Below are 23,939 nucleotides of genomic sequence, written 5' to 3'. Positions count from 1 at the left end.
GAAGGCGGCCCTGCGACGCCGCCTTCCGCCCCCGCAATTCAATCACTCACCGAACGACAAACGACTTGAGGCTGACAACAATGTCCGACAAGAGCCTGACGACCGCCGCCGGCGCCCCCGTATCCGACAACCAGAACTCGATGACCGCCGGCGCGCGTGGCCCGGTCGTACTGCAGGACATGTGGCTCGTTGAAAAGCTGGCCCATTTCGACCGCGAGGTAATTCCCGAGCGTCGCGTACACGCAAAGGGATCGGGCGCCTTCGGAACGCTGAAGGTCACGCACGACATCTCGCGCTACACGAAAGCCAAGGTCTTCGACCAGGTTGGCAAGGAAACGCCGGTTTTCATGCGATTCTCGACGGTCGCGGGCGAGCGCGGCGCCGCCGACGCGGAGCGCGACGTGCGCGGCTTCTCGATCAAGTTCTACACGGAAGACGGGAACTGGGACGTCGTCGGCAACAACACGCCAGTGTTCTTCGTTCGAGACCCGCTCAAGTTTCCGGATTTCATCCACACGCAAAAGCGCGATCCGCGCACGAACCTGCGCAACAACGTCGCGGCGTGGGATTTCTGGTCGCGCCATCCCGAGTCGCTTCATCAGGTGACGATCGTGATGAGCGATCGCGGCATCCCGAAGAACTACCGGCAAATGCACGGCTTCGGCTCGCACACGTTCTCGTTCGTCAATGCCGCCAACGAACGCTTCTACGTGAAGTTCCATTTCAAGTCCGCGCAGGGCATCGAGAACTATACGGACGCGGAAGCCGCTCGTCTGGTCGGCCAGGATCGCGAATCCGCGCAGCGCGATCTTTACGAGGCGATCGAACACGGGAACTTCCCCAAATGGCATTTCCGCATCCAGGTGATGCCGGAAGCGGACGCATCGAAGGTGCCGTACAACCCGTTCGACATCACCAAAGTCTGGCCGCACAACGATTACCCGCTGATCGACGTCGGGACGATCGAGCTGAACCGGAACCCCGAGAACTATTTCGCGGACGTCGAGCAGGCCGCGTTCACGCCGGCAAACATCGTACCCGGCATCGGGTTTTCGCCGGACCGCCTGCTGCAGGGGCGCCTGTTTTCGTACGGCGACGCGCAGCGCTACCGGCTCGGCATCAATCATCACCAGATCCCCGTCAACGCGCCGCGCTGCCCGTTTCACTCGTTCCATCGCGATGGCGCGATGCGCGTCGACGGCAACCTCGGCAGCACCGTGAACTACGAACCCAGCCGTCAAGGCGACTTCGCCGCGAATCCGGCAGCGGCCGAGCCGCCGGTGCAGGCAGGCACGGTCGACCGTTACGACCATCGCGACGATGACGACTATTACAGCCAGCCCCGCGCGCTGTTCCGCCTGTTCAGCGCCGACCAGAAGGAGCGGCTGTTCGCCAACATCGGGCGGGCGATCAGCGGCGTCCCGCAGGACGTGGTCGACAGAGTGCTCGTCCATCTCGAGCGCATCGATCCGGCGTATGCCGCCGGTGTCCGCACCGCTATCTGGGCAGAGTAAAACCGGCGCGCGCGTCGTGCAAACGGCGCGCGTCGATCTCGCGGATTCGTCTCTCGGATCAATCAAGGAGTAACGTCATGGAAAGCGCGAAGCAATACGAATATCTGTTCCTCGGCGGCGGCAAGGGCGGAAAATCGCTGGCGATGGATCTCGCCCGAAGCGGCAAGCGCGTCGCCATCATCGAACGCGGCATGATCGGCGGATCATGCATCAACGTCGCTTGCATCCCCAGCAAGACGTTGATTCAGAATGCACGCAACATGCATGCGTGGCGAGCGGCATCCGCCGACGCACACCCTTTTGCGGACATGTCGCGCGTGCATGCGAACGTACGCGCCGTCGTCGACGGCATGGTGGATATCAACCGTCGCGCTTTCGAGCAGTCGGGCCTCGATCTCGTGATCGGTTCCGGTCGATTCGTCGCGCCGCGACGCATCCTCGTTCGGGCCGGCGATGGCACCGAACAGCTGTTCGAAGGCGAGAACGTCTATATCAACACGGGCACCGTGGCGGCGGTTCCCGACGTGCCGGGCCTGCGTGATTCGAGCCCGCTCACGCACGTGGAGGCGCTGGACCTCGACGTGTTGCCGAAGAAACTGATCGTGATCGGCGGCGGCTACATCGGCCTGGAGATGGCGCAGGCATTTCGACGCCTCGGCAGCGAAGTCGCACTCATTCACGACGCACCGCGGGTCGCCATGCGCGAGGACGAGGACGTCAGCGTCGAAATCCAGCGCGCGTTCGAGGACGACGGCATCTCCCTGCATCTGTCCGCCCGGATCACCGGCGTCACCGGACGATCCGGTACAGGCGTCAACGTCGTACTCGACGACGGCACGTCGATCGACGGCAGTCATCTGCTCGTCGCGGCAGGCCGGCGGCCAGTCACCGACGAAATCGGCCTGGATCTGGCAGGCGTCGAGCGCGACGCGCGCGGCTTCATCAAGGTCGACGAGGCGCTCGCGACCACCGCGGAACGAACGTGGGCGATCGGCGAGGTCGCGGGTACGCCGATGTTCACGCACGCGTCGTTCGACGACTATCGCGTACTGAAGGCCGGTATCGAAGGGCGTGCAGGCAGCACGGCAGCGCGCATCATTCCGTACGCGTTGTTCACCGATCCGGAACTGGGGCGCATCGGCCTGAACGAAGCGGACGCCAAGGCGCGCAATACGCCCGTCATCGTCGCGAAATTGCCGATGGCGGCCGTACCGAGAGCCCGCACCAACGGAACGACGCGCGGCTTCATGAAGGCACTCGTGGCGCCCGAAACCGGACAGATCCTGGGCTTCACGATGGTCGGCTCCGGGGCGGGCGAAGTGACGTCGGTCGTGCAAATGGCAATGATCGGCAACCTGCCGTACACGTCCGTGCGCGACGCCATCATCGCCCACCCGCTTCTCGCCGAAGGCCTCAATCTGCTCTTTGCCACCATCAAATAAGCGAGTGCCTTTGCCATTTGCCTGGCTTGCCCCACCGAACGCGGGCCAACCCGATGCTCGTGCCGCCACGACGCGCTTTGCGTCGCGGCGGCTTTCGTGCTTCCAATTCAGTCGTCGCCGCCACGATAAAAATGCTGACAGCCGCTCTCCTGCGATCGACACTATCCGGTAAAATCTCCGGACGAGTTCGAATCGCGCAACGCCAGCCCGTCATGTGCCGCACGGGCAGTTCCGCGATCGCGGGCCCTGAGAAAAATATGCCTTCGTCAACACCGGCGTCCCGGTCCGGACGCCCCGAGTGAACGATGGGCAAAGTCGCCGTTCTTCCACCTCATCCAGCATTGCCTGCGCCTCGTTACCGACGCGAACGAAGTGCGGGCACGGCCGTGCGTCGTGGAGTGGATACATGAATTGCTGCTGGCATCCGATATCGACGCTCACTGGCGTCGATGTCGACACATTTGTGCGGCCTTGCTCGCCGAGCAACGGGGGAACCTCTTGGATCTGAACGCGACGCGCGCATCCGGTCATCCGGTCGATAGCAACGACCCGAACGACGAAGCGCGGGAAAATCGTATTTCGCGGCATCTCGCGCTGCGAATCCTGCCCATTTTCATGTTTGCGTATGTTGCCGCCTACGTCGATCGCATCAACGTCAGCTTCGCGAAACTCCAGATGGGGGTCGACCTGGGTTTCACCGACGCAGTGTTCGGATTCGGCGCGGGTACGTTCGCGCTCGGCTACGTGGTGTTCGAGGTTCCGAGCAACATGATCCTGCAGCGGGTGGGCGCCAAGCGATGGCTCACGCGCATCATCCTGTCCTGGGCGATTGTCTCGGCATTGACGACTTTCATCGCGACGCCCAAGCAGTTCTATGTGATGCGCTATCTGCTCGGGATTGCGGAAGCCGGGCTCGTCCCCGGCATCGTGTATTACATCTCCCAGTCGTTCCCGCGATACCATCGCGTGAGGGTGCTGTCGACCTTCTACGCGGCGCTACCGCTGTCCGGCCTGATCGGATCGCCGCTGAGCGGCTTCATCATGGAATATTTCGACGGAATCGGCGGGCTTTCCGGCTGGAAATGGATGCTGATGGTCGAGGCGCTGCCGGCGTTCGTCGCGGCGCTTCTGTGCTGGAAGTATCTCGAGGACGACGTCACCCAGAGCCGCCACGAGACCGAGGCCGATCGCGCCTATCTCGCCCGCACCCTCGCCGAAGATCGCGCGCTCGCCGCATCGGCCAACAACAGCGCGATGTTCGGCAGCTGGATCTTCTGGGTATTCGGGCTGATCTACTTCCTCGATGTCGTCGGCATTTACGGCTACACGCTGTGGGCGCCCACGATGATTAAGTCGCTCGGCGTGGGTCGGGATTTCTTCATCGGATTGATTGCAGCGCTGCCCAATGCGGTCGCGATGGTCGTGATGATCATGACCGGACAAAGTGCGGATCGCAGCCGCGAGCGGCGCCTGCATACAGCCGCACTGTTCCTGCTGGCCGCGTTGGGCCTGACGCTCGCCCTCGTCTGGCACGGCAATCTGTGGCTTACCGTCATGGCGCTGTGCATCGCCAATGCGGGGTTGCTGTCGCTGCCGCCCGTGTTCTGGGGCATGCCGACGGCGGTGCTCGGCCCGAGCAACGCCGCCAGCGGCATCGCGTGGATCAGCGCGATCGGCAACATCGGCGGCTTTTTCGGCCCTTATATGGTCGGCGTTCTCAAACAGTCATCCGGAGGCTTTGCGCTTCCCGTTTCGTGCATGATCGCGTGCCTGCTGCTGGGCCTGTGCCTGACGCTGTCGTTGCCGAAACACATCGTCAACAGATAGGGCCGCGCCGGGATGGACGCCGCGGGGCGGCCATCGGCGTCGGCAGTTGCGCCGACGCAGCGCGCCGTCCATGCGCGTCGCGACCGACGCCGCTAGTCCGCGTTGGGATCCAGCCCCAGCGACTGCGCGCCCAGCACGAACTCGGGCAAGGTTCGCGCGCCCATCTTCCGCATTGCGTGGCCGCGATGGATCTTCACGGTGATTTCGCTGAGTCCGAGCTCCGCGGCGATCTGCTTGTTCAGGAGGCCGCTCACGACGTATTTCATCACTTCGCGCTCGCGCGGCGTCAGCGTCTGGTAGCGGCGGCGCACGTCGGCAACGCGGCTCTCCGACTTGCGCCTTTTCTCGTCCTTCAGTAACGCATTCTGGACGACGTCCAGCATGTCCTGGTCGCGAAAGGGCTTGGAAAGGAAATCCAGCGCCCCGTTTTTCATCGCCTTCACCGACATCTCGACATCGCCATGAGCGGTGATGAAGATGATCGGCAACTGCACGTCGCCAGCGACGATCTGCTCCTGCAATGCCAGCCCGCTCTGTCCTTTGAGCCGAACGTCGAGAATCAGGCAACTCGGCACATCGGGCTTGTCGAAATCAAGGAACGCCTGCGCGGAGCCGAAGAGCTCCACACCCAGGCCGACCGATCGAAACAGCCGGCCGAGCGCTGTTCGCATGGAATCGTCATCGTCGACGACGTACACGACGGAGTGTGTTGCGATGAGATCGGGACCTTGGCTCATGGCTGAGTGATTCCTTCAAGCGGTAGAACGAACTGCATCAATGCCCCCTTGTTTTCCTGCGACTCGGCCCAGATGCGGCCGCCATGCCCCTCGACGATGGAACGGCAAATCGAGAGCCCCATGCCCATGCCCTCCTTCTTGGTGGTGAAGAAAGGCGTAAACAACGAATTGACGTCTTCGCTGCGAATGCCGGGGCCGGAATCCTCCACGCGCACCTGCACGTTTGCGCCGTCGACGAGCGCGGTCGACACGGTCAGGATGCGCTTGCCGTCAGCGACACCGCTCATCGCCTGGACGGCATTCATCAGCAGGTTGATGATGACTTGCTGCAACTGCACGCGATCCCCGCGGACACAAAGAGACGGTTCACCGGCCCGCGCGACCTCGACGCCGTGACTCTGCAGCTCCCGACGCATGAGATCGACGGATTGCTCGACGATGGACGTCACGTCGACGAGCGCGTCGTCCCGGTCTCTTCGCTTGGCCATCGCCCGAATCTGCCGAATGATGTCCGTCGCCCGTCTCGCGTCGTCGGTGATCTGTTCGAAGGAATCGCGCACCTCGACGAGATCCGGCACGTCGTGGTCGAGCCAGCGCAACCCCGCCTCGCCGGACGTGACGATCGCCGCCAGCGGCTGAGTGACCTCATGCGCGATCGAAGCCGCCAGCTCCCCCAGCATCGTGACGCGCGTGACATGCGCCAGTTCCGAGCGCGATCGCTCGAGCGCCTGCTCGGCCTGCCGCCGCTCCTCGATGTCCGTGTTGACGCCGTACCAGCGCAGGATCCGGCCGTCTTCACCGCGCAATGGCGCGGCACCGACGATCATGCAACGATACTCGCCGCTGCCGAGCTGGACGCGCGCGGTGACCTCGAACGGGCTGCCGGAAGAAATCGCATCATGCCACGCTGCGCGCAGCGTCTCGATGTCGTCGGGATGAACGATATCGCGCCATACATCCGTGCCGTCAATGGTCCGCACGCCGTAATCCGTCCAGCGCCGATTGAGATACAGCAGGCGCCCGTCTTCGTCCGTGCTCCACACCATCGCGGGAATCGCGTCGACGGTGGCCACGAGTTCCTCTTTCTGGCGGCGCAGCTCGGCTTCCAGCGATTTCGCCTGCGTGATGTCGCTATCGGTGGACAGGATCGCGATCGGCAGGCCCGACTTGTCACGTGACACGATCCACCGACTCGAAATCACGACGCGTTCGCCGTTCTTGCGAATGCGCGTCAGCTCGCCCTGCCAGTTGCCGTCCGCCACCGTCTTCTCGATCAGCTCCGCAATCGGCAATGCGGCGCCGGTGTGCGTCAACTCGTGGAACGCTTTGCCGAACGCTTCCGGTGCGCCCCATCCGTACAGGCGCTCCGCGCCCTTGCTCCAGAAGCGGATACGCCCGTCGAGCCCGTACACCACGATCGCATCGTGAGTCAGGTTGAGCAAGTCGACCTGGTTCTGCAGTGTCGCCCGGCTGCTCTGATTGCGCAATGCCAAAGCAGAGACGGTCACGATCGCAATGACGCTGACGATACAGCGCGCGAGAGAACTGACTGCGATCTGATCGCTCTGGGCGAGAAGGAATCCGAGGACCGTCAGGGATACGCAGGCCCACGCCACACCGACGGTGACCGTTTGAGACGCGACCGACGCGACCAGCAGGACCACGACGACATACAGCACGGCGACGGCGACGTCGACGGGCGCAAATGCGTCGACGAGGAATACCGCGAGGCCGAGCGCAATCGCCACCGCGTACACCGCGGGCTGACTGTTCCGGAGCTGCGTCTGGAGATTGGGCCCGAGCGCCGACGCACGCGCCGCCGCGAGTTCGGCCGGCGCTATGACCGGATCCAGGTATGCGCCGCGGCCATCGCCCGCCTGGCGATCGTTGTTCATAAAGTCACTCGGTAAAGACGGATTTCCGGATCACGTCCGATTGCGCTCCGAGCCGATATCCTCGAGGCGCTGCTTGATCTGCGCCGGATCCACCGGTTTGCTGAATACGCAGATCGCGCCAAGCTTCATCGCCTGCTCGCGGGTGGCTTCGGATGGAAAAGCTGTGATGAAGATCACGGGTGGGGCCGGCCCGCGCTCGAGAAGCGCCTCATACATCTCCAGCCCGGTGATGCCCTTCATCTGGACGTCCGAAATGATACACGCGACGTCCATGATCAGGTCGGCGTCAAGGAATTCCTCGCCGGACTCATAGACCCTGACTTCCCAGCCGAGCGAGCGAACGAGGCTTCGCGTGGCTCTGCGGATGGACCGGTCATCATCGACGATGGAAACAATACCTTGGTTGGGCATACGAGCGGTCCTTGACCTTCCATTCAGTAACAATTTCGAGAACGCGAACATTTCAGGTCGACGGCTCGACCGAATCGTATGCTGCCGGCATGCGGCGCGCAAACTATACTTCGGTTTAAGTATGGCCTCGGCGAGCATGCTCGCGCGCTGCCGGCACCGGCTACGCGGTCGGGGCCGCCGCCCCAAGGCGCTGCAAACCCGTCGGAATGAACGGCGCCTCCTTGCGGCCGTCGGCGACGCTCCAGTACGGTGCCGCGTCGCGCCCGCCGCCGATCGCGGGAGCGCTGTCGAAACTTGCGATCTCCAGATCGCGGAGCTGGGCCTGAATCCAGTCGATGAACGCCCGAATCGACATGGGCACCTGCCGCCGGTCCGGATACAGAACGGAAATCGGCAGCGGCGGCGGAGCATATTCGTCAAGGATGACGACGAGCGTTCCTTCGGCGAGTTCGTCCGCCACCATGCGCTCGCTCACCTGGGCGATGCCGACGCCCTCCACTGCATAGCGAACGGCGGAACGGACGTCATTGACGCAAATGCGCTCCGCCAGCCTGAGCCGCGATTCCGCGCCATCGACGGTGTAGCGGAATTCCCGGGCCGGGCCGAAGCGCCGCGGGGTGTAATGGATGACGTCGTGACAATGCAGGCTGTCGGGGTCGGCCGGCGTGCCGCGAACGCGCAGATAGTCCGGGCTCGCGACGGTCACCACGTGAAAATTCCCGACGCGCCGGCTGCGCAGCGACGAATCGGCAAGCTGCCCGACGACGACTGCGCAGTCCACGCCGTTCGCGATCAGGCCGTCCGCATCCCCACCTACGTCCACGCGCAGGCCCACTTCCGGGTAAGTTGCGTGAAACGCCGGCACGAACGGCAAAACCGAATGTGCGACTTCCTGGTCGACGTCCACGGCCAACCGACCGCGCGCGATCTTCCCCGCGCCGCTGAGTTGCTGCTGCATGTGCTCGATCTCGCCGAGAATGCGCTGGCAGTGCTCCTGATACTGCGCGCCCTCGGTGGTCAGCCGAACACAGCGGGTCGAGCGCTGAAGCAACGTCACGCCGAGATGCTCCTCCAGTCTCCGGACCAGCGTGCTGGCCGACGCCGCGCTGATACCGAGCATCTCGGCCGCTGCAGTGAAACTGCCCAGTCGGGCGACGTGACTAAACACTGACATCGCGTGCAGGGTACGGTCCATGCTGTTCTCCGGAAATCGTTGCGGTAGAAGGATTAACCAGAAGTCTAGAGAACAGTCGGCCCCGGCAATATCACCTCGTGGGAGCTTAATCCTTATACGATGGTGTTACGAGGCGCACGGCTGGCGCAGCGCGATGAAATCGTGGCCCGCTTGGGATTCCCGGGCCAAATGAAACAGGTCGGCGGCTCGGGTTCCGGCGATGCTACTGCCGCGCGGCCGGAGCCACGCGTTTTGCGACAGCGGAGTTTGAGCAGCCGATCGTGCCATGGTGATAAGGTTCCTTTTTATCTCATTATCATGCTGTTCGGCGATGTCTGCGAACAGCCACGCAGCGACACCGGGTGGCCTTCTCGAGCCGGCCAAAAGGCCCTTTTGCGAACCGACGCACGCTTCTCAGTTAGTCTCTACCCGACCGCTTAGGTACCGACTTGGAAGGTTTGACGGGCCGAGCGCAGGTAGAGACATCGACGACGCAGATTTCGGGATGCGGGCCCGCTGCCGATTCGCTTCGGGTACGTACGGCCAAAGTGAGCAGCCGCTGTACCACCCCCTCAAAATTCAAGTAGGTGCCGTCGGGCAGTTCCCAGCCCTTTGGCCGCGGCTTCTGATGCACCACGAGAAGGATGCCTTCGCGGCCATTTTGCGCGCGCAGATATTGCCCGCATAGCTGGCTGACCAGCGCTTCCTCAAGCTGCTGCATCGTCCAACTCTCCGCGACCTTGATTTCAGTGGCCACATTGGCGTCGCTGGCCTTCGCTCTGAAACGCAGGTCTGGTTCCTTCTCATCTGCTACGCGCACTTCGCGCTCGATCGAATAGGCGGTTCCCTGCATTTGTCTTAACCGATCCGCCATCCAGTTCTGCACAGCGGCTTCGTCAGGCTGTGCACTCAAGGTCGTGCCCTGCTGGAAATCGCCATGGACAAGATCGTGTTGCAAGTCTTCTAAGCGCTGCATCGCCATACGCTGCAGTTCGTGGCCAGTCACTGGCTGCCTCTCAAACTGCTGCTCAAAGCGGAGCGGCTCATCCGCACGCCAGGCTGTCTGCTCCGCGTCATTGGCAGCCCGTTCTCGCGCTAGTGCGAGCAGACGTGATCGAGCCACCGGGAAATTGGGTTCATCCATCAAGCGAAGGATAGCGGCATAGGTGGCATGTCCCGGTGTGCTGACCAAAGCTGTGAATGCCGCTGAACGTGCATCTTGCGCATCGTCGCGTTCGTCTGGCGAAAACACGCCATTGTTCGTGCGGTCACGATCCTCTTCCACTCGCACTATGCGATACGCGAGCATGACCAGACGCTCTAGGGTTGCTACATCGAGATGCGCGTCCGGCGGTGCCGACCGCGACCAGCGCGAACCGAATATCTGGGGCAATACACGCTCGACGAGCGCTGTCTTCTGAGCCTCGCCCAGCAGATCGAGCTTTGCCATCAATGTGTCCGTCGCACCTTGCACGTCGATCGCATATGCGGCCCCCAAGTATTGCGCACTGACTTGCGGGTCCGTTGAAGACTGGAACCTGTCAAGCACCAATGTGTAGAACGCCCGCTTTGTGTCTGCTGGCAAGCCGCGCTTGAGGATGAACAGAACTGGACGCAGCGCAACACAATTCAGATCAGATCGAGCCTGCAGTTCGCGCCACAGGGAGGGAGCCATCAGGCGAGTCAGGCTTTCATCGCTGCGGCTGATGGCCTCCACGATTTGATAATGTCCTGGTGGCGTGGGGTCGTCCAGGTTGCTTGTCGCCTCTTGCGCGAACACCTTCTCTACCGCGGCAGGCCAGACTGCAGCTAGCGCTGTGGTCCAATCGGGAAAACCGTTGAGTTCCAGCGTCGCGTATTCAGCGGCACGAATTGCTTGCTGCTCGGTCAGATGCAGCGCCCAATCTGCCCGTGCCGCCGCTTCAATCGAAACCCCGGCGATGCCCAGACAATCAATCGAGCTGATCAGGTTGCGTTCGCCGGGCGGACGCGCACTATGCAGTGTCGGTTTCCAGGCTCGCCAAATCTCGGCAAGCCCGGCGGTAAACGCTGCCGCGACTTCCTCTCCGGCCAGTTCTTTAATGGGCGCGACGCTGTCGATCGCGTAGCGCGAATTGCTGCTGGTGGCCTCACTAAGCAACTGCCAAAGGCTATAAATCCGGTTGTCAACGCCCTTCGGTGTGATGGGGTGCAGGTGATGCAGCTGCGCCGGATTTGCCTGCAGATCCGCGATGAAGTCGACCCACGACTGCTCCTGCTCAACCTGTCTGTGCTCGCTTTCCAGAATAGCCTCTGCCAACTCTTCTTCGCTCTTGATTTCTTCCGCCGACTTGATGCGTGGAGTCATCCATTCGATATAAGCTGCTTGCATTTCCGTGTCCGTTGCGGCGACGCCAGCAATGCGTGCCTTCAACGCCTCTGGCTCGCCAGCCGTGAGCCAGAGATTGAGCGCAGTGTTGATAGCCAGTTGCCGCTCAGTAGCGAGCGGCCGAGATGCACCGTCGGTCAAAAGCCAATCGATGTCGTCGAGCACCAGCCCAGGCGGCCAGCCAAGAAACTTCATTTGGAAAGAGTAGAGCAACGGGCGTCCCGACAGATTTTTGTGGTTGCCCAGTCGGTCGGCAGCTCGCCAGAAGACGGCACGACGGCGCTCCGGCGTACGATGCAACAGTTCGACCGCATCGGCCGCCTTGTTGATTTGCCGCTGCGTCATGTCCAGATGCCCATCACCGATACACAGCACTGCGTCGATCGCTGCGGTTGGCGATACATTGGATGGTGACAAATCCAGTAGACGCTGTGCTGCCACGCCGAGCGCCGTAGCGTACTGCTCATGCCTTGGCGATCTTTCGCCAATACCTACTTCCGGCTCCGCTTCTAGCTGTTGCAAGAGCCCTTCAATCAATCGAGTCAGGTCAGCCGCGCTCGTCAGCCGCTCGACGAGCTTTGCCCCGTCCCAATCGAATCTGAAGCCACCGCCCTCGGCGTCACCCAGGTGAATGACCGCCAGGATCGCCAGCAGGTCATCGACACCGAGCAGTCGCGGGAACAAGTCCTCGACGGCTTCCCGGACGACTGTTGGCGAGATTGATGCACACTGCATCTTGATGTATTCGGCATAGTCTCTGTGTGCGGCTTCACCACCAGCAGCAAGAAGAGCGCGACCGGCGGTGATGGCTGTGTAGAGATCTTGGTATCGGCCGAACGACGCGGCGACCGCCAGATCAACACAATCTTTGATCTTGCCCAACCAAATCAAGCGCAACACGAAGCGTCGAATTTCGTCGTGTTCCTTGTCCGCCGCCCAGATGCCGCGCAGCGTCGTCGCGATATCCGGCTGAGCAAATCGCGCAAGGCTACTCAGATCTAGGTGTGGCACTTCTTCCTCCCGGCGCATCCGCTCCACCAGCGCCGTGAGCAATGTTTGCCGTGTTTCAAGAGAAAGGCTTGCCGGGTCTCCTGCGGTGAACAGCAGAAAGGGCGCGCGACGCACAACCTCCCTGGCGACGCTTTCGTCCCAGAGAGCAAGCCAAGCCGCCGTTTCCAACATCGAAGGCTTGACCAACTCGACTTCGTAGGTCCGTGAAAAAAGCAGATCATGCAGTCGGCGTTGCGGGAGGTTTGCACGCCGCAACCGCTGCAGCCAACGTGCCGCAAGATAGGCGCGCACCACGCCTTCGTTGTCGTTGTGCAATCTGGCGCGGCCGAAAGTCGCTGGGTCGAATGCCGGCCTCGTGAGCAGTTTCATCCGATCTTCGCTAGACCAGTCCGGAAGCACGTCGTCGATCTTGGCTACGCTTCCTTCGGTTTCGAGCCGGGTATCGTTATCCGGTATTGCGACGGTCGTCTGCCGTCCAAACACGAGGGCTGCACCGATCCGTTCTAGGCCCTGTTTAGCGCGCTCGGTGTCAAGGCTATCCCGGCGACCGCGTTCCGGGTCTGTTTCCTGGAGTCGTTCACGCAGGCCCACTTCCGTCATCACGGTGAAGCTGCCAAGGTGCCCGTGGCTGTCCCAGTAGCTCACGATCCAGTCTAGGTCTAGCGGCCGGCACGCGAATCCCCATAGGCTCGCAGCCTCGATAGCGTCCATTAGCCCTTCGAGGTTCGGGGCGTTTTTGGCTGCGGCATAAGTCCGTACCTGCTCGGTATCGAGCTGGGCCATCACCACGATGAGAGGCGTTTCAGCCGGCGTCGGTTCTGGGCGTTTTTCGCGGCGGAGGACGCGGCGGACCAGCGTTCCGAGCGGGGGAAGAGGTTCGGCGGGGTTGTCGTGGGGCAGTGGCAGTTCGTCGTTCAGCCGCTGCGCATCGCGCGCGAATTCCCAATCAGTGTGCCGTCCGGACAGAACGATGTGGGCGCGGCTCTCTCCACCGGCAATCCCTTCAGCAATTTGTCGCAGCGCTCTTTCCAGGCGGATATTGTCGAGTTTCGCCTCATCAATGGAGTCAATGAAAAACCATCCCGGTTCATTGCTGTTGCGCCAATCATTTAACCGTTGCCGGTCGGCAGGCCGCAAAGCCTTATCGAGCCCGTCGCGACCAACATCTTGAACAGTCGCGTAGACAGCAAATCTGCCTGCAGCCGTCTGCTGGCGTGCTTGCTCGGACAGTTCCACGGTCTTGCCACTACCTGCCTCAGCTAGGATAACGACGCGGCGCTTAGCAATAAGCTCGGACCAACCCAGCAAGCCATTCGACAAGCCAGCCGCGGCCCGAAACCGTGAACGGGCGAGCGGATCTGTATTTTCTCGCCATTCATAAAACTGGCGATTCAGCGGGATGGCGGTCATTGGTATAGGTGCGCAGCGGCAGTAGGTCTCTGTTGAGGGCGATTGGCCACGGGAGGCGCCTCAGAGATTGCCAGCGCCGGGCGTTGGCTGATCAGCTGGATACAGGATGGTGTCGGTGATGCGGCCGGCGACCCCGTCGAGGTCCGGGAACAACACACCGCGATTGATGCCGGCCCGCTGAAGCTGTCCCCGAATGATGCCGAATTTTTCGCCTGGAATACGAATATAGCGCAGCCGGTCGCGAAACTCAGGGTTGGTGTCGAGCGCGAAGTACTTCGTGTCGAGCCCACTCTGCTTGCCGCGATGCACTGTAAACCAGCCATCCTGGGCAGCGATACGGCGGGACACGTGCCGCGGCTTAAGCAAACGTGTTTGGCCGAGCCCGAGCGGATCTTTGCTCTCATCGGAGGAGATCAGATCGCCATGCGTAACGGGCAACATCCAGACCGCGCCCGGCAACACGCCGCGGCCCTCCTCGTTTTCACACGAGCGGTTCTCGCACGGTTTCTCGACGGCTGGCTTTTTCACGGCGAACCAAAGAGCCGACAATGCACTCCCCGACCAATCCAGCAAGCGGGTTGGCATCGCGTGGTGTTGCGCGATCGCGAGCCAGTCGGCATTCGTCAACTCCACGGTCGATTCGACGTGAGGCACGGCACGCTGCTTGAACTCGTCGAGCATGCGTTGCTCGGTGCCGGGCCGAAGCCGCATCTGGTACGGTGCGCGTCCAATGGAGGGCAGCAGCCGCCACGACTCGACTTCCTGACCGCGAAACAACGGGAAATCGAGATCCATCACGGGGACGCTGGCAAGCCAGTTGTCGACGTGTTGTAGAAAGCTCACGAGGTCCGTCGCTTCCCCGACACATTGGACATCGCGGAGATTGGGATCGAGACTGGATGAGGTGCTCATTGGTGAATCCTTTGTTCGTGGGTCAGGGTAACGGCCCGAAGGCTGCGCTTTCGATCATGTGGGGACGACATGGCATGACGCGCACATCGGTGCTCGGCACGCCGTAGTGTGCGCGCAAGATCGGCTCGTCGAGCTCCCCCAGATACGCGCGATACAACGCGAAGTGAGCGGGGGTCAGGCGGGTCAGCATCGTCAACCTCTCAGTTTCCGTCCGCGCCGACGCCAAATGTGGCATCGGGCAGGCCTATCGCATTGATCGGATCGATCCACTCCGGCGTGATCTCGCCAACCGCAATCCGATGCGCGGTCGGCAGAAACTCAATATCGCGTACCGTCACCCGATGGGAGGTGTCGCCGTCGACCGTGACAAGCATCCCGCAGGGGATCTCATCATCGAACACCATCGTCGAGCCGCCAACGGTAACGGTCCCGTTACCTGCGCCCGTCATGGCCGAAAACGTGAAGTAGACCGCGATTTTTGTCTGGAGCGCCCCCTTGACCCGCACCACCACTTTTCCGTCGCGGTGATCAATGGCTTCGCATTCGTCGAGCACCCCGTCCGTCGCGGGCCACCGGATCGCTTCAACATGGACGTCATAGGTCCAGGTAAAGTCGAACGCCGAGCGAACATCGAGCCCCACTCCGATTTGACGCGCGAAGGACCGACCGGCCGCCAGCAATGCCTGCGCCAGTTTCCCGTCCAGGCCCTCGACCAAAGTCTCAGCCAGCCGATCGGCGGCAAACTGCGCACTTTCGTCCTGAAACGCCGCCAGCGCCCCGCCCAAATTATTGGTCCAGAGCAGCCGCGGATGTGCCGTACAGAAGCGTTGCCAGTCAGCATCGGTGGACACCACCAGCACCGCCGTGTCGTGCTCGCCGGCCCAGTGTTCGAGCGCCAGCAGCGCCACCGCGTCGGGGAACTCGTGCTTCTTCTTGCTCGACTCCGCAAACGGCGGCTGCGCCGCAAAGTACCGGTCGAACAGGGTGCGCATGTCGACCCGCGCGGCGACGTCGAGCACCTCGGCGCGCGTGCCCGCCAACCAGCCTTCCATGCGCATCCTCGCTGCGAGCGCCGGCTCGTCCATCTGATACTCGATGACCCGCAGCTGCTCGAGCGCGTCACTCGACAGCAGCTGCGCCCGGGCCGCCATCCGCACCGAGCGCGCCAATCCACTGCGTGCTTCGGCGGCATCGCGCTGCACATGCGCCTCCACCTCACGTCGCACCACGTCCGGCATCAGCACCTGGACTCGGTCGCTGCGATGGAACTGCTCGACACGGCGCAACAGCCCGCCCTCCAGATTACGTTGTTGCGCGTCGAACACCGAGGTGTCGAGTGCAATCGCGCCGAGCCGATTCGTGGCGATCAATTCGATGATGCGGGTATCCATCACGTGTTCCTGGCGAGTAGGTATGGGTTAGCGCGGCGCATCGATCGCGAGTATCGCGCGCAGGTTGGCCTTGGTCTGCACGAGCGCGCGTTGCTGCGCCTGCTTCTGGTCGACGAACTCGGCGGACATCTGCTCGCTGCCCCCGAGCTCGGCCACGGCATCAAGCAGCAGTTGGCGAATCGCCGCCAGGTGGCCACCCTCGTCTTGGGCGTCGCGCCGCAAATTTGCTCAGCAGGAAATGCTGCCAGGAGGGAAGCGTCTAAGCAGACTGGGCGTCAAAGATGTTGAATGTCGGCTGAGCCATGATGATTCACCGCCCCAATACAAGTGCACGCAGCTCAGATAGTTTCGAGCCTGCCTGATGACTCTTCGCGCGCCAAGTCACCGGAAACATATCCGTCATCCGCGCAGCATGCCCTTATACCCTTCTGCGTAGGCGATGTTAAAAAATCGAATGTTCGGTAAGCGTTGTTAGCCATTCCAACGATTTGACGCCGGCGAGCGAGTTACCGTTTGCATCAAGTCCGGGTGACCATACGCATACCGCCATCTCCCCCGGCAGTACCGCGACGATGCCGCCTCCCACACCACTTTTCGCCGGCAGACCAACTCGATAGACGAAGTCGCCCGCTGCATCATAAGTGCCACAGGTCAACATCAACGCGGACAAGCGCTTTGCAGAACTCGCATCGAGGACACGCTCCCCTGATACAGGGGCAATTCCCCCGTTGGCGAGAAAAAGCGTAGCCGTGGCAAGCTCGATGCAATTCATCTCGATAGCGCACTGACGACAGTAAGCATCGACGACGGTTTCAGGCGGCATCTCCATGTTGCCGAAGCTTGCCATGAAATGCGCCATCGCGCGGTTACGGTCGGCGTGCCGAAGTTCGGAGTCAGCAACACGCAGGTTATAGTCAAGATCGGAAACGCCAGTCAGTCTTCGCACGAACTGCACTAGGGCCGTTTCGGCGCCAACGAAGCGCCGACACAATACGTCGGTCACAACGAGCGCGCCTGCATTGATAAATGGATTACGTGGTACGCCGCGCTCGGTTTCAAGTTGGACGAGGGAGTTGAATGCGGTCCCCGATGGCTCCCGACCGACACGCTCCCAAAGTTCGTCACCGAGGAGTTGAAAAGCGAGCGTACACGCAAACAGCTTGGAGATACTCTGGATGGAGAAGCGCTCTCGCGCATCACCAACCGCAAATACACGACCGTCTAGCGTCACTATAGCCATGCCAAAACGGTGAGCGCTTACGTTGGCGAGTTCTGGGATATAGTCGGCGACCCGGCCAGCAGTACGCCAGGGAGCAATATCGCGATGAATCTGTTCGAGGATCGCCGGATAGTTCGGGTCAGTCATTACAGGGGGCTGAGCATCAACATGCAGGGACCGCGATAATAGCGCAACCGCTCCACGCCCGACCCTCCGAGGATTGACGACTTCTCTCCGTTGCATGTCAACAAATCGTGCCTCCAAGCGGCGATTGGATGCTTGCTATTGACTACTTCCCGTGATTTGGACCCAATATGGCTCACGGACCCCAATGAATAATTGGCTTCCCGCACTTATTGACGCTTGACAGGTCACCATAAGTTGAACAGCTCGAAAGCGAGCGCGGCAAGCCGCGCAATCCGTTCATCAATGCGGGCGCGCTGGTCGTCACCGACGTGCTGTGCCGCCGCTTCGTGAAGGCCGAGACGGCGCTCGTCGAATTCGTGCGGCGGCTGATCGGCGCGAACGACGTCGACTACGATTCGCGCGTCGCGACGTCGGAGTTGCAGCACGCGGAGCGCAACCGCGCGATGGCGCATTTCATGGCGAGCTTCGGCAACATGCAGATGCCGCCTGATACGGTGATCGACGCGTATTGCCGGCAGTGTGCGATCGAGATGAATTGCGTCGAGCTGGCCAGCGCCGCGCTGTTTCTTGCGAACGGCGGTGTCGCGCCGGCGACAGGCGAGCGGATCGTCGATTCGAGTTCCGCGAAGCGGCTGTCGGCGCTGATGCTGACCTGCGGGACCTATGATGCGGCCGGTGATTTCGTGTATCGGGTGGGGCTGCCGGCGAAGAGCGGCGTCGGCGGCGGGATCGTCGCGGTGCTGCCGGGGGAGATGGCCGTGTGCGTGTGGGCGCCGGGGTTGGATGCGAACGGGAACTCGTTGGCGGGGACACTGGCGCTGGAGTGGTTGACGACTTATTCGGGAAGGTCGATTTTTTGAGGCGTCTCAGTGGCGCACCCGGTCGTCCGGACACCTCGAATGAACATCTTTGCTTGGCGCTACGACAACCCGCTACAAGGATCCAGCGTGATGCAGGTCAAGAACGGAAATCACGTCGCTTCGACCGGCCGTACCCGGCGCGGATTCTTCCGCCCCGTGACGGTCATGGCGGCATTGAGTTTATGCCTCCCGTTTGGCGGCGCACATGGGCAGCCGGCAGACGCCCCGCCCAACAGCACGGGGGCGTCGCAGGTCGAATCTCGAACCGAGGCAAGCCTGACCGTCACGCAAGCGCTGCAAGGCATACTGGCGCTGATACGGGTCAGCAATCAGGTTACCGACATGACGCCCGACGCGATGCACCGCAGCTTTGGCGTGCAGACCAAAGCGACCGCCAAAGACAGCTTCGGCTACGGCCAGCGCTTGCCTGGCAACTGGGCGTTCGGTATCGAAAGGTTCGTGGTCCCGGGAAGGGGGACACAGGTGGAACTGGGCTTCGATCCGATTCCCGGAATGCAGGCTGCGCCGCTGACGGCATGCGAGCCGAACTTCGCGCAATTCACGGCAGCACTGGAATCCTTGGGGTTCAATCATCGTACTCGGTACGGCGAACACGGCCGCCGGATCTCCGAGATCTTCTGGCGTCAGGAGATCTCTGTGGAGGTAGCCCCCTATAGAGCATTCAGCGATAACGGTGAGCCATTGGGTCCGGCTTGCGTAAGAACGGTACGGGTGCGATAGATCGCCGTCACCGCGCGATGCAATTACGGCAAGCGTATGGACGAAACGCCGTGATCCTCTGCTGTCAAACACGCAGGAAATCGCTCGACTCGTGGATACCCCGAACCCAATCCGGCGAAGATTTCGCGACGCGTGGGCACGCCGGCGCCGACGTGATTGACGACGTATCGAACGACCAATTTTCCGACATTTCGCAGCGATGACTGGAGAACGCAACGCATGAATCGGGACAACGCATCAGAAGTCACAACGTCAGCCCCCGCGCGCGCGGGCAGCAATTCCTCCTCGCCGATCCCGCCCATCGCGCCATCCAAAACCGCGCTGCTCGTCATGCATTACCAGACCGACATCCTCGGCCTCTTCCCATCGGTCGCGCCTGAATTGCTCGCCAATACGCGCCGTCTCTGCGACGCGGCACGCGCTGCCGGCGTCGGCGTCTGGTTCGCGAATCTGAGGTTCAGCCCCGGCTATCCGGAGGTCAGCCCGCTCAACAAGAACGGCCAGGGCATCAAGCAACTCGGCCTGTTCATCGACGATGCCCCGTGCCCTGAACTCGCCAGGCGGCCCGACGAACCGCTGATCCTGGCCCACCGCGCGAGCGTATTCTTCGGCACCGATCTGCAGGCGCGGCTCATCGCACAAGGTGTCGATACGCTGATCATGGTCGGCATCGCGTCGACCGGCGTGATGCTGTCGTCGATAGCCCACGCGAGCGACGCCGATTTCCGCCTCTACACGGTCAAGGATTGCTGCTACGACCCGGACCCGATCGTCCACGAGCATCTGTTCGCCACCGCGTTCGAATCGCGCACGACGGTGCTGTCGCTGGCGGATGCGCTGCGGCTGCTGGCATGACAACGGACTCGTCGCACCGCCGTTCGAAACCATGCATCCGACGGCGGGCCTACCGGGTCGCCGCCCCAATCCCCGCCAAAATCAGATCGATGCCGGCCAGGAACTGCGCACGCTCGTCGTGCGCGGCCAGTTGCTCGGCCACCTTGCGCACGAACGGATACTGCGCCGGTTCGAGCTGCGCCCACCGCTCGGCCACGACCGCGACGACCTCCGACTGCCCCGTCTCGCGCGGATGCAGCCGCGCACCCGCCGCGTACTGGCCGGCCAGCCCGAAGATGTAATGCATCAGCGCCGACGCCGCGTTGAATTGCGCGGGCTCGGGCACGCCCAGCGCCTGAAGCTGCCCGCCGACGCGCTCGAGGATCCGCAGCACCGCCTGCTGCCACGGCGCCCGGAACAACTGCGCACCGACCCACGGATGCGCGCTGAACGCGTCGAACAGGCGCAGCGCGATGCGCCGGAGCGCTTGCGCCGCATCGCCGTCACGCTGCGTCGGCACGTCCGTCAGCGCAGCCGCGATCACGTGATCCGCGGCCGCCGCGAGCAGATCGTGCTTGTCGGCGACGTGCCAGTAGATCGCGCCGCTTCCGGTCGCCAGATGTGCGGCGAGCGCGCGAAACGTCAGCGCACCCTCGCCGGCATGGTCGAGGATCCCGATCGCGGCCTCGACGATCCGGTCTTTCGACAGCGCGTCCGCGCGCCGCTCGGTCCGTTTGCTGGTTTTCATGCGCGCTAGCTTGACACATCTGGAACAGCGTTCCAATATCGCACCGATGGAACAACGTTCCACCAGTTTCCTGACGCATGCGCAATGCCGGCGCGTACCGCCCTCTCGATCACACCGGGCTGCCTTGGCCCGAAACCGAGCCACCGATGAATCTGCCCGTTACCCATGATGTTGTGATTGCCGGAGCCGGCCCTGTCGGCCTGTTTCTCGCCTGCGAGCTGCGCCTCGCCGGTGCATCCGTGCTGGTGGTCGAGCAGGCGGACGATCCGGAATCCCCGCTGAAGCATCTCCCGTTCGGCATGCGCGGCCTGTCCGCGCCGACCATCGACGCGTTCTACCGTCGCGGCTTGCTCGACGGTATCGTGCTGCCGGCCCGTGCAACGGACACCGCGCACTGGATGCAGCAAGCGCGTCGTCCGGCCGGTCATTTCGCCGGCATCCAGTTCTTCCACGACGACATCGATGCGTCGCAGTGGCCGTACCATCTGCCCGGCCCGGCCGGCACGCACATGGCGACCGACATGGCGCACGTCGAATCCGTGCTGACCGCCCGTGCGCACGCGACGGGCGTCGAGATTCGGCGCGGTCTTGCCGCCGAAGGCTTCGATCAGTCGGACGATGCGGTCACGCTGTACGCAGGCGGCGAGACATTCCACGCACGCTGGCTCGTCGGCTGCGACGGCGGCCGCAGCGCGGTCCGCAAGGCCGGCGGCTTCGCGTTCGCCGGCACCGACGCCGAATTCACCGGCTACTCGATCGAAGCCGAGTTCGCCGATCCGGGCGCGCTGCTGCCGGGCCGTCACTACACGCCGGCCGGCACGTACACGTACACGCCGCCCGGGACCGTCGCGCTCGTCGAGTTCGACGGCGGCACGTTCCACCGGAGCGGCCCGGTGACGCTCGAGCACGCGCAGGCCGTGCTGCGCCGCGTGTCCGGCGTCGGCGTCACGGTGACCGCGCTCCGGCTCGCCGCCACGTGGACCGATCGCGCGTACCAGGCATCGACGTACCGCGACGGCCGCGTGCTGCTCGCGGGCGATGCCGCGCACATCCACTCGCCGCTCGGCGGCCAGGGGCTCAATCTCGGGCTCGGCGATGCGATGAATCTCGGCTGGAAGCTGGCCGCGACGATCCGCGGCGACGCACCGGCCGGGCTGCTCGACAGCTACACGGACGAACGGCATCCGGTGGGCGCGCGCGTGCTCGACTGGTCGCGTGCGCAGGTCGCGCTGATGCGGCCCTCGCCGGGTTCGCGCGCGCTCGCGGCGATCATGCGCGATCTCGTCGACACGCGCGACGGCGCGACGTACTTCGCCGAACGCCTGTGGGGCGTGTCGCTCGCGTACGATCCCGGCAGCGGCCATCCGCTGGTGGGCCGTAGCGTTCCGGACTTCGAACTGGCCGACGGCACGCGGCTCGGCGAACACGTCAGGCACGGCAAGGGCGTGCTGCTGGACTTCGATGCGGATCGGCCGCTTCAGTCCGTGGCAGGCCGCTGGCGCGACCGCCTCGCCTATATCGCGAGCGACGCGAAGGACCGGCTCGGATTGCGTGCGATGCTCGTGCGTCCGGACGGTTTCGTCACGTGGGCCTGCGATGACGATGCGGACGTGGACCTCGACGCCGCCACGCAGGCGGTCACGCGATGGTTCGGCGCGCCTTGCGCGGCACATTGAGCGCAGCCGCCCAACGCAGGAAGCGGATGTGTGTCGCCGAGCGCCAAACGTGCATGGGCGCCAGCAACGGCGCGCCCGACATCCTCGAATGCCCACCGCCCGCGACGTGCGCGATAGCGCGCACGCCGGCCGCGCCCCTCACTTCGCGATCAACACCCCCGACGTCGGGCACGTACCCTGCGTATTGCCGTCCGTCACGAGCGACGCGGCGCTCGGAAACTGCGCGGTCGCATTCGTCTTCACCGCGATCCATGCTTCGGTGAAGTAGCTCACGCCGTTCGTCTTCGTGCATTTCAGCGACACCGCGCTGCGCGTGTTGCTGCCGAATGCGCCCTCGAACGCCGACAGCAACTGGTTACGCGTGACCGTCTTGCCCGCGTTCGCCTGCAGGAATGCGTTGAACGACGTGTTGCCCAACCGGCTGATCATGCCCGACGCCTGGTTCCAGTACGCATCGGGCGTCGCCGAATTCGAACAGGTGCCGTGCTTGAACCACTCGTGCTTGTCGAGACACGATGCGACGCCAGGCATGTATGTCGACAGCGTATTGCGCGTTGCGCTGCTGATCGGGTACGCGTCCATGCTGCACCACTGGTGCGCGTTGTCGAGGTCGATGTCGTTCTGCGGCACGCCGCAGTAGAACGGCTGGTTGCCGTCGTAGCGGTTGGGCCACAGCCCGTGCAGCGACAGGCTCGTCGCCGCATACGAGCCGGCGAGGTTCGTGCATTCCGGTGTGTCGTGCGACGCGCAGAAGCCGGGCTCCCACGACGCGGCGAGCAACAGGTAGTCGTAGCTGGTCTGCGCGGCGGCGTGCAGTGAAACGGAAGCGACGGCGAGTGCGGCAGCGGCGCGGGCGAGCGTCTCGAGCATGGCGTGTTTCCTCGGAAAAGGCTTGCGGTCGCGGGATGCGCCGCAAGATTGTCGAATGTCTGCCCGCGATTGTTGCTGCCGCAACATGGCACGAATGTGAAGGTGCACGAAAGAATGCGCGGTTCGCTCAGGTGCCGAGCTGCGTGCACGCGCGCGCCGACGCTTCGGGGCCCTCGAGCGAGAGAATCTGCCACACGCCGACGCTGACGCGCCGGCGCGCCGCCATCGATGGATCGGCCAGCAACGCCTCGACACGCGGCGCGGCGTCGGGCGCCTTCTGCTTCAGCGCCGCGTGGTGCCGCGCCCGCGCCGCCGGCTCCGGTTCGTACACGTCGCACAGACGCACCATGCCGGCGAGGCCGGCCAGCGTATCGTCCTTGTCGATCGCGGCCGGCTCGACGGGCGCGAGCCCGTCGCGCTCCGCCGGCGGCAGCTTGTTGCGCGCGCCTTCGTCGATCGCCGTGGCGGAAGCCGGCGGCAGGCCGCCGATCGCCGCGACGATCCGGCTGCCCGCGGCGATCATGTCGCCCTGGCACGCGATCTTTTCGGCGGCCGCGACGTTCGAGCAGAACGACACCGACATCCGGTACACGTCGTTGCTCATGCGCGGCACTTCGTCCGTGTCTGCCTGCGCGAGGCCGGCACTCGCCAGCGACAGCCCTAGCAGGCTGTTGAAAAGCGCCTCGCTTTGATGACTGGGGCACTGTTTAAAAGGATTTCGTATGCGCTTGGCTGCCGAGTTGCCAACGAAT

The 23,939-nt window shown here is 63.2% G+C and carries 19 protein-coding genes and 1 pseudogene; 7 read left to right on the top strand and 13 right to left on the bottom strand.

Going from position 1 to position 23,939, the window contains the following annotated elements; translation table 11 throughout:
- Positions 1-80 precede the first annotated feature (80 nt).
- The 3 genes from HWX76_RS33750 (at position 81) to HWX76_RS33740 (ending at position 4,783) form a co-directional block, all read left to right on the top strand.
- Positions 81-1,514, top strand: coding sequence for a catalase (locus tag HWX76_RS33750; protein ID WP_050012422.1), 1,434 nt, complete (start codon positions 81-83; stop codon positions 1,512-1,514).
- Between the two features lie 77 nt (positions 1,515-1,591).
- Positions 1,592-2,956, top strand: a complete 1,365-nt coding sequence (locus HWX76_RS33745) for an FAD-dependent oxidoreductase (protein WP_050012421.1) — start codon at positions 1,592-1,594, stop codon at positions 2,954-2,956.
- 498 nt (positions 2,957-3,454) lie between these two features.
- The gene (locus HWX76_RS33740) at positions 3,455-4,783 is read left to right on the top strand and encodes an MFS transporter (protein ID WP_050012420.1); all 1,329 of its coding nucleotides are present in this window, start codon (positions 3,455-3,457) and stop codon (positions 4,781-4,783) included.
- Positions 4,784-4,875: 92 nt separating this feature from the next.
- Here HWX76_RS33740 and HWX76_RS33735 read toward each other — a convergent pair whose 3' ends face one another.
- The 10 genes from HWX76_RS33735 to HWX76_RS33690 form a co-directional block, all read right to left on the bottom strand.
- Entirely contained in the window at positions 4,876-5,520 is a 645-nt protein-coding gene (locus tag HWX76_RS33735; RefSeq protein ID WP_050012419.1) for a response regulator, read from the bottom strand.
- Positions 5,517-7,415 (bottom strand): PAS domain-containing sensor histidine kinase, encoded by a 1,899-nt coding sequence (locus tag HWX76_RS33730; RefSeq protein WP_176016968.1) that lies wholly within the window; start codon positions 7,413-7,415, stop codon positions 5,517-5,519. Before HWX76_RS33730 ends, HWX76_RS33735 begins: the two co-directional genes overlap by 4 nt.
- A gap of 30 nt (positions 7,416-7,445) precedes the next feature.
- Positions 7,446-7,826, bottom strand: coding sequence for a response regulator (locus tag HWX76_RS33725; protein ID WP_050012417.1), 381 nt, complete (start codon positions 7,824-7,826; stop codon positions 7,446-7,448).
- A gap of 160 nt (positions 7,827-7,986) precedes the next feature.
- Positions 7,987-9,021: a LysR family transcriptional regulator gene (locus tag HWX76_RS33720; RefSeq protein ID WP_050012416.1), complete on the bottom strand. Its 1,035-nt coding sequence runs from the start codon at positions 9,019-9,021 to the stop codon at positions 7,987-7,989.
- A gap of 397 nt (positions 9,022-9,418) precedes the next feature.
- Positions 9,419-13,789: a hypothetical protein gene (locus HWX76_RS33715; RefSeq protein ID WP_176016967.1), complete on the bottom strand. Its 4,371-nt coding sequence runs from the start codon at positions 13,787-13,789 to the stop codon at positions 9,419-9,421.
- A 60-nt stretch (positions 13,790-13,849) separates the two neighbouring features.
- Entirely contained in the window at positions 13,850-14,701 is an 852-nt protein-coding gene (locus HWX76_RS33710; protein ID WP_050012414.1) for an FRG domain-containing protein, read from the bottom strand.
- A gap of 22 nt (positions 14,702-14,723) precedes the next feature.
- Positions 14,724-14,891 carry a hypothetical protein gene (locus HWX76_RS33705; RefSeq protein WP_162484452.1) on the bottom strand — a complete coding sequence of 56 codons (168 nt, stop codon included), beginning with the start codon at positions 14,889-14,891 and terminating at the stop codon, positions 14,724-14,726.
- Between the two features lie 10 nt (positions 14,892-14,901).
- On the bottom strand, positions 14,902-16,092 hold the full coding sequence (locus HWX76_RS33700) for a PIN domain-containing protein (RefSeq protein WP_050012412.1): 1,191 nt from the start codon (positions 16,090-16,092) through the stop codon (positions 14,902-14,904).
- A 27-nt stretch (positions 16,093-16,119) separates the two neighbouring features.
- A complete protein-coding gene (locus tag HWX76_RS33695) occupies positions 16,120-16,314 on the bottom strand; it encodes a hypothetical protein (protein ID WP_050012411.1) in 195 nt (64 codons plus the stop codon).
- Positions 16,315-16,534: 220 nt separating this feature from the next.
- A complete protein-coding gene (locus HWX76_RS33690; protein ID WP_060734314.1) occupies positions 16,535-17,458 on the bottom strand; it encodes a glutaminase in 924 nt (307 codons plus the stop codon).
- A 239-nt stretch (positions 17,459-17,697) separates the two neighbouring features.
- Between HWX76_RS33690 and glsA the strand changes: the two are divergent.
- From glsA to HWX76_RS33675, 3 genes and pseudogenes are all read left to right on the top strand, one after another.
- Positions 17,698-18,318: pseudogene (gene glsA / locus HWX76_RS33685) on the top strand (glutaminase A); the annotation flags it as partial.
- 39 nt (positions 18,319-18,357) lie between these two features.
- The gene (locus HWX76_RS33680; protein WP_235356165.1) at positions 18,358-19,059 is read left to right on the top strand and encodes a hypothetical protein; all 702 of its coding nucleotides are present in this window, start codon (positions 18,358-18,360) and stop codon (positions 19,057-19,059) included.
- 219 nt (positions 19,060-19,278) lie between these two features.
- Positions 19,279-19,914 carry an isochorismatase family cysteine hydrolase gene (locus HWX76_RS33675; RefSeq protein WP_124653010.1) on the top strand — a complete coding sequence of 212 codons (636 nt, stop codon included), beginning with the start codon at positions 19,279-19,281 and terminating at the stop codon, positions 19,912-19,914.
- A gap of 49 nt (positions 19,915-19,963) precedes the next feature.
- On the opposite strand, the gene HWX76_RS33670 is transcribed toward HWX76_RS33675, so the two are convergent.
- Positions 19,964-20,641 carry a TetR/AcrR family transcriptional regulator C-terminal domain-containing protein gene (locus tag HWX76_RS33670; protein WP_176016966.1) on the bottom strand — a complete coding sequence of 226 codons (678 nt, stop codon included), beginning with the start codon at positions 20,639-20,641 and terminating at the stop codon, positions 19,964-19,966.
- Positions 20,642-20,787: 146 nt separating this feature from the next.
- On the opposite strand from HWX76_RS33670, the gene HWX76_RS33665 reads away from it, so the two are divergent.
- Complete coding sequence (locus tag HWX76_RS33665; RefSeq protein WP_176016965.1) at positions 20,788-22,317, top strand: FAD-dependent monooxygenase; 1,530 nt, start codon at positions 20,788-20,790, stop codon at positions 22,315-22,317.
- 138 nt (positions 22,318-22,455) lie between these two features.
- Here the strand turns inward: HWX76_RS33665 and HWX76_RS33660 are convergent, their stop codons facing one another.
- Positions 22,456-23,187, bottom strand: a complete 732-nt coding sequence (locus tag HWX76_RS33660; protein WP_050012407.1) for a ribonuclease T2 — start codon at positions 23,185-23,187, stop codon at positions 22,456-22,458.
- A 127-nt stretch (positions 23,188-23,314) separates the two neighbouring features.
- Positions 23,315-23,854 carry a hypothetical protein gene (locus HWX76_RS33655; RefSeq protein WP_176016996.1) on the bottom strand — a complete coding sequence of 180 codons (540 nt, stop codon included), beginning with the start codon at positions 23,852-23,854 and terminating at the stop codon, positions 23,315-23,317.
- Positions 23,855-23,939 lie beyond the last annotated feature (85 nt).

The organism is Burkholderia sp. BCC0398 (assembly GCF_902833245.1).
Taxonomy (GTDB): Bacteria; Pseudomonadota; Gammaproteobacteria; order Burkholderiales; family Burkholderiaceae; genus Burkholderia; species Burkholderia sola.
Note: the sequence above shows the minus strand (reverse complement) of the source record. Positions and strands in the feature narration are given on the sequence as shown.